14 protein-coding genes are annotated in these 13,929 nt (G+C 69.0%); 8 read left to right on the top strand and 6 right to left on the bottom strand.

Features of this window, described 5'->3' with window-relative positions; all coding sequences use genetic code 11:
• Nucleotides 1-39: 39 nt before the first annotated feature.
• Nucleotides 40-750 (bottom strand): helix-turn-helix domain-containing protein, encoded by a 711-nt coding sequence (locus N8A90_RS06235; protein WP_262073805.1) that lies wholly within the window; start codon nt 748-750, stop codon nt 40-42.
• Nucleotides 751-986: 236 nt separating this feature from the next.
• Between N8A90_RS06235 and N8A90_RS06230 the strand changes: the two genes are divergently transcribed.
• The 8 genes from N8A90_RS06230 to N8A90_RS06195 are packed head-to-tail and all read left to right on the top strand — an operon-like array spanning nt 987 to nt 10,660.
• Complete coding sequence (locus tag N8A90_RS06230) at nt 987-2,153, top strand: NAD(P)/FAD-dependent oxidoreductase (RefSeq protein ID WP_262073804.1); 1,167 nt, start codon at nt 987-989, stop codon at nt 2,151-2,153.
• 37 nt (nt 2,154-2,190) lie between these two features.
• Nucleotides 2,191-3,642, top strand: coding sequence for a M81 family metallopeptidase (locus tag N8A90_RS06225; RefSeq protein ID WP_262073803.1), 1,452 nt, complete (start codon nt 2,191-2,193; stop codon nt 3,640-3,642).
• A gap of 37 nt (nt 3,643-3,679) precedes the next feature.
• Nucleotides 3,680-5,257 carry an ABC transporter substrate-binding protein gene (locus N8A90_RS06220; RefSeq protein ID WP_262073802.1) on the top strand — a complete coding sequence of 526 codons (1,578 nt, stop codon included), beginning with the start codon at nt 3,680-3,682 and terminating at the stop codon, nt 5,255-5,257.
• A gap of 24 nt (nt 5,258-5,281) precedes the next feature.
• Nucleotides 5,282-6,217: an ABC transporter permease gene (locus tag N8A90_RS06215; RefSeq protein ID WP_262073801.1), complete on the top strand. Its 936-nt coding sequence runs from the start codon at nt 5,282-5,284 to the stop codon at nt 6,215-6,217.
• A 2-nt stretch (nt 6,218-6,219) separates the two neighbouring features.
• Nucleotides 6,220-7,125: an ABC transporter permease gene (locus N8A90_RS06210; RefSeq protein WP_262073800.1), complete on the top strand. Its 906-nt coding sequence runs from the start codon at nt 6,220-6,222 to the stop codon at nt 7,123-7,125.
• Between the two features lie 34 nt (nt 7,126-7,159).
• Nucleotides 7,160-8,182 (top strand): ABC transporter ATP-binding protein, encoded by a 1,023-nt coding sequence (locus N8A90_RS06205; protein ID WP_262073799.1) that lies wholly within the window; start codon nt 7,160-7,162, stop codon nt 8,180-8,182.
• Nucleotides 8,179-9,159, top strand: a complete 981-nt coding sequence (locus N8A90_RS06200) for an ABC transporter ATP-binding protein (RefSeq protein ID WP_262073798.1) — start codon at nt 8,179-8,181, stop codon at nt 9,157-9,159. Before N8A90_RS06205 ends, N8A90_RS06200 begins: the two co-directional genes overlap by 4 nt.
• A gap of 25 nt (nt 9,160-9,184) precedes the next feature.
• The gene (locus tag N8A90_RS06195) at nt 9,185-10,660 is read left to right on the top strand and encodes an N-acyl-D-amino-acid deacylase family protein (RefSeq protein ID WP_262073797.1); all 1,476 of its coding nucleotides are present in this window, start codon (nt 9,185-9,187) and stop codon (nt 10,658-10,660) included.
• Nucleotide 10,661: 1 nt separating this feature from the next.
• Here the strand turns inward: N8A90_RS06195 and N8A90_RS06190 are convergent, their stop codons facing one another.
• The 5 genes from N8A90_RS06190 to N8A90_RS06170 all read right to left on the bottom strand — a co-directional run bounded on the left by N8A90_RS06190 (nt 10,662) and on the right by N8A90_RS06170 (nt 13,729).
• Nucleotides 10,662-10,796, bottom strand: coding sequence for a hypothetical protein (locus N8A90_RS06190; RefSeq protein ID WP_262073796.1), 135 nt, complete (start codon nt 10,794-10,796; stop codon nt 10,662-10,664).
• 61 nt (nt 10,797-10,857) lie between these two features.
• Nucleotides 10,858-11,166, bottom strand: coding sequence for a flagellar transcriptional regulator FlhD (locus N8A90_RS06185; RefSeq protein ID WP_262073795.1), 309 nt, complete (start codon nt 11,164-11,166; stop codon nt 10,858-10,860).
• Nucleotides 11,163-11,441, bottom strand: a complete 279-nt coding sequence (locus N8A90_RS06180; RefSeq protein WP_262073794.1) for a hypothetical protein — start codon at nt 11,439-11,441, stop codon at nt 11,163-11,165. Before N8A90_RS06180 ends, N8A90_RS06185 begins: the two co-directional genes overlap by 4 nt.
• A 76-nt stretch (nt 11,442-11,517) precedes the next feature.
• Nucleotides 11,518-12,033 (bottom strand): chemotaxis protein CheW, encoded by a 516-nt coding sequence (locus tag N8A90_RS06175; RefSeq protein ID WP_262073793.1) that lies wholly within the window; start codon nt 12,031-12,033, stop codon nt 11,518-11,520.
• Between the two features lie 43 nt (nt 12,034-12,076).
• Complete coding sequence (locus N8A90_RS06170) at nt 12,077-13,729, bottom strand: methyl-accepting chemotaxis protein (RefSeq protein ID WP_262073994.1); 1,653 nt, start codon at nt 13,727-13,729, stop codon at nt 12,077-12,079.
• Between the last annotated feature and the right edge of the window lie 200 nt (nt 13,730-13,929).

The following is a 13,929-nucleotide window of genomic DNA, read 5'->3' as shown; positions in this document are numbered from 1 at the left end:
CGGAGGGTGACAAAAGACAAGCGCCGCGGTCTCAGCCTCTCAGCGCCTGCGCCGCGCGGCGGCCGGTTCCGCCCGCTGGACCTCGCGCACGCCGCCCTCGCGCGCCGACAGCATCAGGTTGCTCTCGCTGGTGCAGGCGCCGATGGTGCGGGCCAGTTGCCGGCTGACCGTGACATAGGCATGGCCGATGCGGCTGTCGAAATACAGCATGTCGCCCCGCGCCAGATGCACCACCTCGCCGTCCTCGAAGTGCACCTCGACCGCGCCGCTCAGGATGTAGACGAACTCTTCGCCGTCGTGGCGCGCGTAGTCTTCCGGGCCGGTGATGCTGCGCGCGTGCACCGTGCCGAGGATCGGGCTCATCTGCTTGCCCAGGGCCTGCGTCCCGAGGAACTGGTAGGCGATGGAGAGCCCGCGGTAGGTCACGCCCTCGCCCGCGCGCGTGACGATGGGGCGGTCCAGGCGGCGCGCCTGGGTACCGGCCTCGGCGAACATCGCGCCCATGTCCATGCGCAGCGTGCGCCCCAGCGCCGAGAACTTCTCGTAGCTCAGCGCGAGCTGCCCGCGCTCGGCGCGCGAGATGGTGGTGATGGAGACGCCCGACTGCTCCGCGACATGCGCCAGGGTCCAGCCGAACTGCTTGCGTGCGGCGCGCAGGCGCTTGCCGAAAGCCACGCGGTCCAGGGTGTGCGGTGCAGCCTCTGCAGCGCGGGCAACGGCCTTCGTCGGGGGTTTCTGGGGACTTTTCATGAATGCCTGTACGAACGATGATTCTGCCAGCGCCAGCCCGGCGGACGGCACACGGCCGGGCGATTTCTGGCCTGAAAGTTGCGTATATGCAAATTGCAGAAGCGCAAATGCACCAAAGCAGACTGCCGTGATCTTCAGGGCGTTCTGCGCAAATGTATTTGCATATACGCAAATTGTGACTAGACTGCCACGCCATCGAAGCCCGGACGCACCACGCGCCATCACCCTCCCGTCCCATGATCGACAGCGTCGACTTCCTCATCATCGGCGGCGGCATCGCCGCAGCGTCCGTCGGCTACTGGCTGGCACCGCATGGCCGCGTGCTGCTGCTCGAGCGCGAGTCGCAGCCCGGCTACCACGCCACCGGCCGTTCGGCCGCGCTCTTCATGGAAAGCTACGGCACGCCGCAGGTGCGCGCGCTCACCATGGCGAGCCGCGCCTTCCTCCAGTCGCCGCCCGAGGGCTTCAGCGAGCACCCCGTGCTGTCGCCGCGCGGCGCGATGATGGTCGCGGTGCACGGGCAGGACGCGCTGCTCGCCGCGCACTGGGACGTGCTGCGCGCCATGACGCCGCACGCCCGGCTGCTCGACAGCGCAGGCGCCTGCGCCCTGGTGCCCGTACTGCGGTCCGAGCAGGTGATGGGCGCCGTGTTCGAGCCCGACGCCGCCGACATGGACGTGCATGCCATCCACCAGGGCTACCTGCGCGGCCTGCGGCGCGCCGGCGGCCGGGTGGTCTGCGACGCCGAAGCCACGGCAATCGAACGCATCGGCGACGTCTGGCGCGTGCAGGCCAGCGGCGCGACGTATGAAGCCCCCGTGCTGCTCGATGCCGCCGGCGCCTGGGCCGACGTGGTGGCCCGTCGTGCCGGCGTCGCGCCCATCGGCCTGCAGCCGTGCCGCCGCTCCGCCTTCATCTTCGCGCCGCCCGAAGGCGTCGACACCGCCGCCTGGCCGATGACGGCCGGCCTCGACGAAGACTGGTACTTCAAGCCCGACGCGGGCATGCTGCTCGGCTCGCCCGCCAACGCCGACCCGGTCGAGCCGCAGGACGTGCAGCCCGAAGAACTGGACATCGCCCTGGCCATCCACCGCATCGAGGAAATGACCACGCTCACCGTGCGCCGCCCGACGCGCACCTGGGCCGGGCTGCGCTCCTTCGTGGAAGACGGCGACCTGGTCGGCGGCTTCGACCCCGACGTGCCGGGCTTCTTCTGGGTCGCGGCGCAAGGCGGCTACGGCATCCAGACCTCGGCCGCGATGGGCGAGGCCTGCGCCGCCCTGGCCCGCGGCCTGCCGCTGCCCGAGCGCATCGCCGCCTTCGGGCTCACGGCCCAGATGCTGAGCCCGGCGCGCCTGAATGCCAAGCGCGCCAAGGCCGAGCCCCCGTCCAGCGCCGCCTGACGCGCTGCCCGTTCATCTCCCACACATCGAGTTCACCATGCGCGTCTTCAGCGGATCCCTCGCCACCGAAACGAACACCTTCGGCCCGATGCCGACCGGCATCGCCTCCTTTCGCGACCGCGGCTACTTCGCCGCCGGCCAGCACCCCGACAAGATGACCTTCTTCTCGGGCCCGCTGTGGGCGGCGCGCCTGCGCGGCCAGGACCGGGGCTGGGACCTGGTCGAAGGCATGGTGGCCGGCGCGCAGCCCAGCGGCACGACCACGCGCCACGCCTACGAGACGCTGCGCGAGGAGCTGCTGGCCGACCTGCGCGCTGCGCTGCCGGTCGACATGGTGGTGCTCGGCCTGCACGGCGCGATGGTGGCCGACGGCTACGACGACTGCGAAGGCGACCTGCTGCAACGGGTGCGCGCCATCGTCGGCCCCGACGTGGTGGTCGGCGCCGAACTCGACCCGCACAGCCACCTCACGCCGCTGATGGTCGCGCAGGCCGACCTGTTGATCGCCTTCAAGGAGTACCCGCACACCGACGTGCTGGAGCGCGCGCTGGAACTGGTCGACCTGTGCGCTGCGATGGTCGAGAAGAAGATCGCCCCGGTGGCCGCGCTGGTCGACTGCGAGATGGCCGTCACGATGCACACCTCGCGCGAACCGGCGCGCGGCTATGTCGACCGGCTGCAGGCCCTCGAAGGAAAAGACGGCGTGCTGTCGATCTCGGTCGCCCACGGCTTCCCTTGGGGCGACGTGCCCGAGATGGGCACCAAGCTGCTGGTCTACACCGACGGCGACCCGGCCGGCGCGCAGGCGCTGGCACGCACGCTCGCCGACGAACTCATCGGCATGCGTGAGGCCCTGTCGGTGCGCTACCCCGACATCGACGCCTCGCTCGACGAGGCGCTCGCCTTCGACGGCGGCCCGGTGGTGCTGGCCGACGGTGCCGACAACCCGGGCGGCGGCGCGGCCGGCGACAGCACCTTCATCCTGCGCCGCATGGTCGAGCGCGGCATCCGCAACGCGGCCATCGGCCCGATGTGGGACCCGATCGCGGTGCGCATCGCCTTCGAGGCGGGCGAAGGCGCGCGGCTCGACCTGCGCATCGGCGGCAAGATCAGCCCGATGTCGGGCCCGCCGATCGACCTGCACTGCACCGTGAAGGCACTGCACCCCGACATGGTGATGACCGGGCTGGCCAACACCCCCGTGCCGCTGGGCGACTGCGCGCTGCTGGAGGCCGACGGCATCGAGATCGTGCTGATCACGCTGCGCAACCAGGCGATGGGCACCGACGTCTTCACGCAGCTGGGCTGCGACCTGGCGGCCAAGAAGATCATCGTGGTCAAGTCCTCGCAGCACTTCTACGCGTCCTTCTCGCAGGTCGCCAGGCATGTCATCTACGTCGGTGCGCCGGGCGCGGTGACGCTCGACCTCAGGACCCTGCCCTACCGCAAGGCGCGCCGCCCGAAATGGCCGCTGGACGCCACCGCCTGACCCCTCCCTTCTTTCGCCACCTTCCGGAGAACCGCAGATGAAACGACGCACGCTCGCCGCCCTCGCCCTGGGCACCCTCGCGCTCGCAGGGGCCAGCCTCCCCGCGCTGGCCCAGACCAAGACGCTCAAGGTCGTGGCGCACGCCGACGTGAAGATCCTCGACCCGACCTTCACCACCGCCTACATCTCGCGCAACTTCGGCTACATGGTCTACGACACGCTGTTCGCGCAGGACGCGAGCGGCAAGCCGCAGCCGCAGATGGTCGACAAGTACACCACCTCGAAGGACGGCAAGCAGTGGAGCTTCACGCTGCGCCCGGGGCTCAAGTTCTCCGACGGCAGCCCGGTGACCTCCGCCGACGTCGTCGCATCGCTGCAGCGCTGGGGCGCACGCGACAGCCTGGGCCGCGCCATGGGCAACGCCGGGGCCGTCTGGAAGGCCGTGGACGCCGGCAACTTCACACTGACGCTCGACGAGCCCTTCGGCATGGTGCTCGACGCACTGGCCAAGCCCTCGGGCTTTCCGCCGGTGATCCTGCCGGAGCGGCTGGCCAAGATGCCGGCCACGTCGCCGCTGCCCGAAGTGCTGGGCTCGGGCCCCTTCATCTTCAAGCGCGACGAATGGGTGCCGGGCAACAAGGCGGTGTTCGTGCGCAACCCGAACTACGTGGCACGCAGCGAACCGCCGAGCGGTCTCTCAGGCAGCAAGAAGAGCCACTTCGATCGCGTCGAATGGCTCTACCTGCCCGACGCCAACAGCGCCATCGCCGCCCTCAAGCGCGGCGAGGTGGACATCATCGAGCAGGTGCCGCCGGACTACATCGCGCCGCTGCGCACCGACCCCAACATCAAGGTCGCGGCCAGCGGCAACTGGCAGGGCTTCCTGGTGTTGAACCACATGTACCCGCCCTTCAACAACGCGAAGGCGCGCCAGGCGCTGCTGATGGCCACCAACCAGGAGAAGTTCACCGCCGGCATGGGCTACCCGCTGGACATGCGCATCACCTACTGCGCCACCTACTTTATCTGCGGCGGCCCGAACGAAACCGCCGCCGGTGCCGAGCCCTACCGCAAGCCCGACATCGCCAAGGCCAAGGCGCTGCTGGCCGAGTCGGGCTACAAGGGCGAGAAGGTGGTGCTGCTGGTGCCGACCGACGTGACCTACCTGAACGCCGAAGCGCTGGTCGCGGCACAGACCATGCGCAGCATCGGCATGAACGTCGACATGCAGAACTCCGACTGGGCCTCCATCGGTGCACGCCGCGCCAAGAAGGACGCGCCCGACGCCGGCGGCTGGAACATCTACGTGACGGTGGCCGGCGAGTTCGACGTCAACTCGCCCATCACCAACGCCTACCTGAGCGCGGCCTGCGGCAACAGCCTGCCGGGCTGGCCCTGCGACAAGCCGCTCGACGAACTGCGCACCGCGTGGATCAAGGAGACGAACCCGTCCAAGCGCCGGGAACTGCTCGACGCCTTCCAGAAGCGCGCCTACGAAGCCGTGCCCTACGTGAGCGCCGGCCAGTACTCGGCCGCCTACGCCGCACGGTCCAGCCTCAAGGGCCTGGACAAGCTGTGGGCCGGCATGCCGGTGGTCTGGGCGCTCGACAAGTAAGACGCACGCCGGGAACGCACGACCATGGGCTATCTCCTCCGGCGCCTCGTCGCCACCCTGCCCGTCATGGCGGTGGTGGCGGTCGTGGTGTTCCTGCTGATCCACCTGTCGCCGGGCGATCCGGCCGCGCTCATCGCCGGCGACCTCGCCACCGGCGACGACATCGCCAAGCTGCGCATCGCGCTCGGGCTCGACCAGCCGCTGTGGCGCCAGTTCGTGCTGTGGCTCGGCCGGCTGGCCACCGGCGACCTGGGCACCTCGATCTTCACGCAGGTGCCGGTGTCCGAACTGCTGGCCCAAAGGCTGGAGCCGACGGTCTCGATCGCCGCGCTGACCATGTTGCTCACGCTGCTGGTCGCGGTGCCGCTGGGCACGCTGGCGGCCTACCGCGCCGGCAGCTGGATCGACCGGCTGGTCATGCTCTTCGCGGTGCTGGCCTTCTCGCTGCCGGTGTTCCTGGTCGGCTACCTGCTGGTCTATGCCTTCGCGATCCAGCTGCCGTGGTTCCCCGTGCAGGGCTACACGCGCTTGGCCGACAGCCCGGGCGAATGGCTGCGCGGCCTGGTGCTGCCTTGCGTCAACCTCGCGCTGGTCTACATCGCGCTGGTGACGCGCATGACGCGCGCCACCGTGCTCGAGGTGCTGCACGAGGACTACATCCGCACCGCGCGCGCCAAGGGCCTGGGCGTGCTGCCGGTGCTGGGCCACGCGCTGCGCAACGCGGCCATCCCGATCGCCACCACCATCGGCGTGGGCATCGCGCTGCTGATCGGTGGCGTGGTGGTCACCGAAACGGTGTTCGCCATTCCCGGCGTCGGCCGGCTGGTGATCGACTCGGTGCAGCGCCACGACTATCCGGTGATCCAGAGCGTGCTGCTCATCTCCGCCGGCGTGTACGTGCTGATCAACCTGCTGATCGACCTGAGCTACCGGCTCTTCGACCCCCGAATCCAATACTGACGATGTCCGCCCTGCCCCCGATGACCACGACGACCACCCCGGCGGCGACGGCGCCCCCGGACGACGCGCCCTTCGTGCTGCCGCGCTTTCGCTGGGCGCGCAAGCACCCGACGCTGATCGTCGGCGCGCTGCTGCTGCTGGCCATGGCGGCCCTGTCGGTCTTCGCGCCGTGGATCGCCACGCACGACCCGCAGGACATGGACGTGCTGGCGCGCATGCAGCCGCCGTCGTCCGAGCACTGGTTCGGCACCGACGCGCTGGGCCGCGACGTGTTCAGCCGCGCCGTGTGGGGCGGCCGGGTGTCGATGATCGTCGGCCTGTCGGTCGGCGCGCTCGCCACCGTGCTGGGGGTGCTGCTGGGGCTCACCGCCGGCTTCGTGCGCTGGACCGACGGCTTCGTCATGCGGGTGATGGACGGCCTGATGGCGATCCCCGGCATCCTGCTGGCCATCGCCTTGATGGCGGTCACGCAGGCCAGCCTGACGACCGTGATCGTCGCCATCACCGTCCCGGAGATTCCACGCGTGGTGCGGCTGGTGCGCTCGCTGGCGCTCACGCTGCGCGAGCAGCTTTACGTGGAGGCTGCGCACGCGGTCGGCACGCGCCTGCCGACCATCCTGGCGCGCCATGTGCTGCCCAACATGGTGGCGCCGCTGATCGTGCAGGCCACCTTCGTCGCCGCCGCCGCGGTGCTGACCGAGGCCGCGCTGTCCTTCCTGGGCGTGGGCGTGCCGGCGCAGACGCCCAGCTGGGGCAACATGATGGCCGAGGGCCGCAACTTCGTCGCCGTGGCCTTCCACATCATCCTGTACCCCGGCATCCTGCTGGCGGCGACGGTGCTGGCCATCAACCTGCTCGGCGACGGCCTGCGCGATGCGCTGGACCCGCGCCTTGCGCGACAACTGTGATGGCGAGCTTTCCACGATGACAACGACAAACACGATGTCCCGCGTTGCCCTCGCCGTCGGCGAGCCGCTGCTGGAGGTCGACGACCTCCGCACCCACTTCGACACCCTCACCGGCCCGGCGCGCTCGGTCGACGGCGTGAGCTACACCGTGCGCGCCGGCCAGACGCTGGGCGTGGTCGGCGAGTCCGGCTGCGGCAAGAGCGTGACGGCGCTGTCGATCCTGCGGCTGCTGCCGACGCCGCCCGCGCGCATCAGCGGCAGCGTGCGGCTGCGCGGCACCGACCTGCTGCAGCTGAGCGAACGCGAGATGCGCCAGATTCGCGGAAACCGCATCTCGATGATCTTCCAGGAGCCGATGACCTCGCTCAACCCGGTGCTCACCGTCGGCCGGCAGATCGCCGAGACGGTGCAGGTGCACCAGAAGCTCAACCGCGCCGAGGCGCTGGCGCGCGCCGTCGAGATGCTGCGCGTGGTGCAGATCCCCGAGCCCGAACGCCGCGTCAACGAGTACCCGCACCAGTTGTCGGGCGGCATGCGTCAGCGCGTGATGATCGCGCTGGCGCTGGCCTGCAACCCCGAGGTGCTGATCGCCGACGAGCCGACGACCGCACTCGACGTGACCATCCAGGCGCAGATCCTCGAACTGATCCGCCGCCTGCAGAAGGAGCTGGGCATGGGCGTCGTGATGATCACGCACGACCTCGGCGTGGTGGCCGAGAGCTGCGACCGCGTGGTCGTGATGTACGCCGGACGCAAGGTCGAGGAGGCCGACGTGATCGAGCTGTTCGACCGGCCGCTGCACCCCTACACCCGCGCGCTGATGGCGTCGATGCCGTCGATGAACACCCACACGAAGCGGCTGGCCGAGATCCCGGGGCTGGTGCCCTCGCCGCAGGAGCCGCGGCGCGGCTGCGCCTTCGCGGCACGCTGCGGCCATGCCGAGGCGCGTTGCCGCAGCGAGATCCCGGCGCTGACGCTGCAAGGCGGCGATCACGTCGTCGCCTGCTTCGCGGTCGAGGAAGGTCGCATCGAGCGCACGAACGAGGTGATGGCATGACGGCATCGACGCTGCTGAAGGTCGTCGACCTCAAGAAGCACTACATCGCACCCAAGCGCTGGCTCGCGCCGCGCAAGCCGCCGATCCAGGCGGTCGACGGCGTGTCCTTCACCGTGGCGCGCGGCGAGACGCTGTCGCTGGTCGGCGAGTCGGGCTGCGGCAAGACGACCACCGCGAAGTCGGTGATGCGGCTGATCGAACCCACCTCGGGCTCGGTGCAGCTCGACGGCGAGGAGCTCACCACGCTCGGCCCCGAGCAGATGCGGCTGCGCCGCCGCGACGTGCAGATCATCTTCCAGGACCCCTACGCCTCGCTGAGCCCGCGCCTGCCGGCCGGCGAGATCGTGGCCGAGCCGCTGAAGAACTTCGGCATGAACTCGGCCGCCGAGCGGCGCGAGCGCGTGCAGTGGCTCTTCGGCAAGGTCGGCCTGCGCCCCGAGGCAGTCAAGAAGTATCCGCACGAGTTCTCCGGCGGGCAGCGCCAGCGCCTGGGCATCGCACGGGCGCTGGCGCTCAACCCGAAGCTCATCGTCTGCGACGAGCCGGTGTCGGCGCTCGACGTGTCGGTGCAGGCGCAGGTGGTGAACCTGCTGATGGACCTGCAGGCCGAGTTCGGCATCGCCTACCTCTTCGTCGCGCACGACCTGGCGGTGGTGCGCCACATCAGCCATCGCGTGGCCGTGATGTACCTCGGCCACATCGTCGAGGTGGCCGACCGCGACACGCTGTTCTCGGCGCCGCGGCATCCGTACACCGAGATCCTGCTGTCGGCCGTGCCGGTGCCCAACCCACGCACGCCGGCCCGGCGGATGCTGCTGCAGGGCGATCCGCCCAGCCCGGCAAACCCGCCGAGCGGCTGCCGCTTCCACACGCGCTGCCCGCTGGCTCAGGACCTCTGCAAGACGCAGGCGCCTGCGCTGACCGAGCGGCCGTCCGAATCCGCCGCAGGCCACCAGGTGGCCTGCCATTTCCGCTGACCCCACGCACCGAGCAAGGAACCCCATGTCCGAGATCCCCCACTACGACCTGCTGATCCGCGGCGGCACCGTCATCGACGGCAGCAAGGCGCCGCGCTTCACCGCCGACATCGGCGTCGTCGGCGGACGCATCGCCGCCATCGGCGACCTCGCCGGCCACACGGCCGACACCACGCTCGACGCCACCGGCCGCATCGTCGCGCCCGGCTTCATCGATTCGCACACCCACGACGACCAGGCCGTGCTGTCGCAGTCGGCGATGCCCTTCAAGGTGTCGCAGGGCGTGACCACGGTGGTGGCCGGCAACTGCGGCATCAGCGCCGCCCCGCTGCGCGCCGACATGGACCTGCCCATGCCACTGAGCCTGATCGACTCGCCCGTCGAAGGCCGCTTCACCACCTTCAGGGCCTACCTCGACGCGCTGCGCGCCACGCCGTCGTCGGTCAACGTGGCCGCGATGATCGGCCACTCGACCCTGCGCGCCGTGACCATGGGCGACCACAACCTCGACCGCGTCGCCAGCGCCGAGGAGATCGCCGCCATGCAGGCGCTGGTCGAAGAGGCGATGCAGGCCGGCGCGATCGGCCTGTCGACCGGCACCTTCTACCCGCCGGCCGTCAAGGCGACGACCGAGGAGATCATCGAGGTGAGCCGCCCGCTGGCCGCGCGCAAGGCGCTGTACGTGACGCACATGCGCGACGAGAGCGACAAGGTGATGGAGGCGCTCGAAGAGACCTTCCTCATCGGCCGCGCGCTCGACATCCCGGTGGTCGTGTCGCACCACAAGGTGCAGAACACGCAAAACTTCGGCAAGACCAAGGTCACCCTGCCCTTCATCCAGGAAGCGATGAAGCACCAGTGCATCGGGCTCGACTGCTACCCGTACACCGCGGGCTCCACCATGATCCGCACCGACCGCGGCATGCTCGAGGGCCGCGTGCTCATCGCCAGCAGCGAGCCGCATCCCGAATGCGCGGGCCGCGACCTGGCCGACATCGCGAAGGAATGGGGCGTGCCCAACGACGAGGCCGCCCGGCGGCTGCAGCCCGGCAGCGCCATCTATTTCATGATGGACGAGGACGACGTGCAGCGCGTGCTGGCCTTCGACGAAACCATGATCGGCTCCGACGGCATCCCGCTCGGCGACAAGCCGCACCCACGCCTGTGGGGCACCTTCCCGCGCGTGCTCGGCCACTACAGCCGCGACGTCGGCCTGTTCCCGCTGGAGACCGCGGTGTGGAAGATGACCGGCCTGACCGCGCGCAACTTCGGCCTGCACGAGCGCGGCACCCTGAAGCCCGGCCACCACGCCGACATCACGATCTTCGACGCGGCCACGGTGCGCGACGCCGCCAACTACGAGACCCCGACGCGGCCCGCCGAAGGCATCGACACCGTGATCGTCAACGGCACCATCACCTGGCAGCACGGCGCGCACAGCGGCGCGCGCGCCGGTCAGGTCATCACGCGCCAGAACCACGCAGCGCAGACCGCTGCCTGATTCAGGCCCAGGCCAGGCTGGGGCTGGCGATGGTGGTGCCCGACGTGCTGCCGTACATCGTCTCCAGCTGCGCGGCGGGTGCGCGAGCGGCACCAGGGTCGCGGCTGGCCATGGCCAGGGCGCTGAACGGAATCATGCGTTTTCCTTAAGTCAAGAGGGTCGTCTCGCTGGACCTCCTGACAAGGAAACATCTGGCTTCAGTCGCAAATTGTAGCGATGCGATGCGACCGATCTGAATGCTCGAAGGCGCCGATGCCGGCCGCCGACAAGTCGCATGGCCACTTCGATGCGGCGACAAGGGCCAACTGGCTCGGCGACAGCTGCTCCAGAAATTCGGCCAACTCGGGGCGCATGCCAAGCCGGGACATCGCCGCGGCCTTGTCCCTCTTGACCAGCCTCTGCGCCGTCAGGAGGTAGGCCAGATCGGGCTCGCCCATGCCCATGCCGGCCCACGGCAGCGCATGCGATTCGGTGGCCGGCGAATCGCCGGCACGCTCGGCGCTCATGCCTGCATCGTCGAGAAGATGCGCGCGAGGCGCTGGCCCACGCCGGGCCGCTCGGTTGGCGGCGCCAACGCCTCCAGCTGCGAAGCGGACCAATCCGCCGGTTCGGCCATGTGCAGCGGGCCGCTGCAGCGCAAACCGAGCAACTGGATTTCCCGCGCGAGACGCATCATGTGCTTCGAGCCGCTGGTGTCGCCGCGGCGCAGTGCCTCCAGCCCCTGTCGATATTCGTCTGTCAGACGTTTCCATTGCGAGAACGTGGGTCCCATGGTCATCATGTGTTTGGAAGGAGTCGTTGTCTGTATTGCCTCGGGCCGCCGAATGGAATTCGGCATCATCGCCCGGTGTGAATGCCTAGGCGGCCAGCCGCTCGATCAGGCCCATCTCGTCGCTCGCCATCAGGCGCTCGATGTCCAGCAGGATGAGCATTCGCTGGTCCAGCGCGCCCAGTCCGATGAGGTAGTCGGTGTCGAGCGTCGCACCCATTGCCGGGGCCGGCTTGATCTGTTCGCTGCTCAGCGTGATCACGTCCGACACGCTGTCCACCACCATGCCGACGACGCGACCGCCGACGTTCAGCACGATCACCACGGTGAAGGCGTCGTACGTCGGCTCACCCAGGTCGAACTTGATGCGCATGTCGATGATGGGAATGATGATCCCGCGCAGGTTCACCACGCCCTTGATGAACGCCGATGCGTTGGCGATGCGGGTCACGGCGTCATAGCCGCGCAACTCCTGCACCTTCTGGATATCGATTCCATATTCTTCGTCGCCCAGCCTGAACGACAGGAATTCGAGCGTCGAGGGGGCCGCATCGCGCTGCGGCGGAGCGCCGGTCGTCTCGGCGGCGATGTCGTGTGTCTGCATGGGGTGACTCTCGATCAGGAAAAGAACCGGGCGCGCACGAACATCAGAACTCCGCCCACTCGGCCGACTCGCTCTTCGACGGCTGGGAGGCCGGCGTCGGGAGGCGGCGCGCGCCCACCGTCGGTGCCAACGGCTTGGGCGTCTGCTTTTTCGACGGGCTCGAGCCCGCAGCCGGGGCACGGCGCGCCGGCGTCGTGGGGACGACAGGCGCGCCATCGGAGGTACCGAGATCGAACACGCTGACGGCCTCGACCAGGCCCATGGCCTGCTCCTGCAGTGAGCCCGAGGCCGCGGCGGCCTGCTCCACCAGGGCAGCGTTCTGCTGCGTCACCTGGTCCATCTGCGAGATCGCCTGGTTGATCTGCTCGATGCCCGTGGTCTGCTCCTGACTGGCTGCGGTGATCTCGCCCATGATGTCGGTGACGCGGCGGACGCTGCCGACGATCTCGTCCATCGTGCGACCGGCTTCGCTCACCTGTTCACTGCCCGCACCGACCTTGCTGACCGAGTCGTCGATGAGCACCTTGATTTCCTTGGCCGCGGCCGCCGAGCGCTGCGCCAGGCTGCGCACTTCCGAAGCGACCACCGCGAAGCCGCGGCCCTGTTCACCGGCACGGGCGGCTTCCACCGCCGCGTTCAGCGCCAGGATGTTGGTCTGGAAGGCGATGCCGTCGATGACCGCGATGATGTCGACGATCTTCTTGCTCGAGGTGTTGATCGCGCTCATCGTGTCGACCACCTGGCTGACGACGCTGCCGCCACGCACGGCGACTTCCGACGCCGAGACGGCCAGCTGATTGGCCTGGCGCGCGTTGTCGGCGTTCTGCTTGACGGTCGAGGTCAGCTCTTCCATCGAGGCGGCCGTCTGTTCCAGCGAGCTGGCCTGCTGTTCGGTGCGCGACGACAGGTCCTGGTTGCCGGCGGAAATTTCGCCCGAGGCCGTCGCGACGGCCCGTGCGTTCTCGCGCACCGTGGTGACCACCCCCTTGAGCGCCGCCTGCATCGCGCTCATCGCCGCCAGCAGCGGACTGAACTCGTCGCGCGCCGAATCCACCACCTCGGTCGACAGCTTGCCGTCACGCACCCGATCCGCCACCGCCAGGGAAGCCGCCACCCGGCGACGCAGCACCATGGACAGATAGAAAGCGAACACCATCAGACCCGCGGCAATGAATGCGGAGAGGACCACCAGTTGCCTGCGCGTCTTGGCCGCAGCTGCCACGACATCCGCCAACTCGGAGGTCAGGATGTCTTCCTGGCGCTGGCGCTCCTCGCCCAGCCACTTGCTCAGGCGAAACCGCGTCGGGCCGGTCTGCTCGGCCTGAACCTTGCGCGCTTCGTCGAGCTGCTCGGCCTGGATCAGCTTGACCAGGTTGGCCTGCATCGGCCAATACTCGTTCTCCAGCGCGCCCCAGATGCCGAAGGCAGCGCGGGCGGCCGGCGGCGTGTCGTTCATGAACGCCGCATCGTTGGCGTCGACGACCCGCTTGAGCGTCTCCAGCTGTCCGAGCGCCGTATCCCTGATTGTCTTTTCGCGCGCGAGCATGGCCTCCCGCACCCAGAAGCCCATCTGCGACATGCTCAGCTCCGTGCTGGCGATGCGTTGCAGTTGCTGCACACGAACCTTGCCCGTGTTCTGCGCGATCGCTTCCACGTTCGACAGCTGGCTCCATGCCAGGACCGCCAGAACGACCATGGTGGCGATCAGAAGAAACGAGAACGCATAGAGCCGCTGTGCGATGCCGAAGACGAATTTTTTCACGATGTTGCTCTTGCCGAGGCCGCTGTGCGGTGGAGTCGATGAAGGAGGGGTGCGTGCGATTGGATAACGGCATCGCGGCTCACTTGTGACCGAAATGCAAACTTGCTGCCTCATTCCGGTCACCGTGAATTTCT

It is taken from the genome of Variovorax sp. N23, assembly GCF_025486315.1.
Classification (GTDB): Bacteria; Pseudomonadota; Gammaproteobacteria; order Burkholderiales; family Burkholderiaceae_C; genus Variovorax.
The sequence above is the reverse complement of the archived record's forward strand: the minus strand, read 5'-3'. Positions and strand labels throughout refer to the sequence as shown.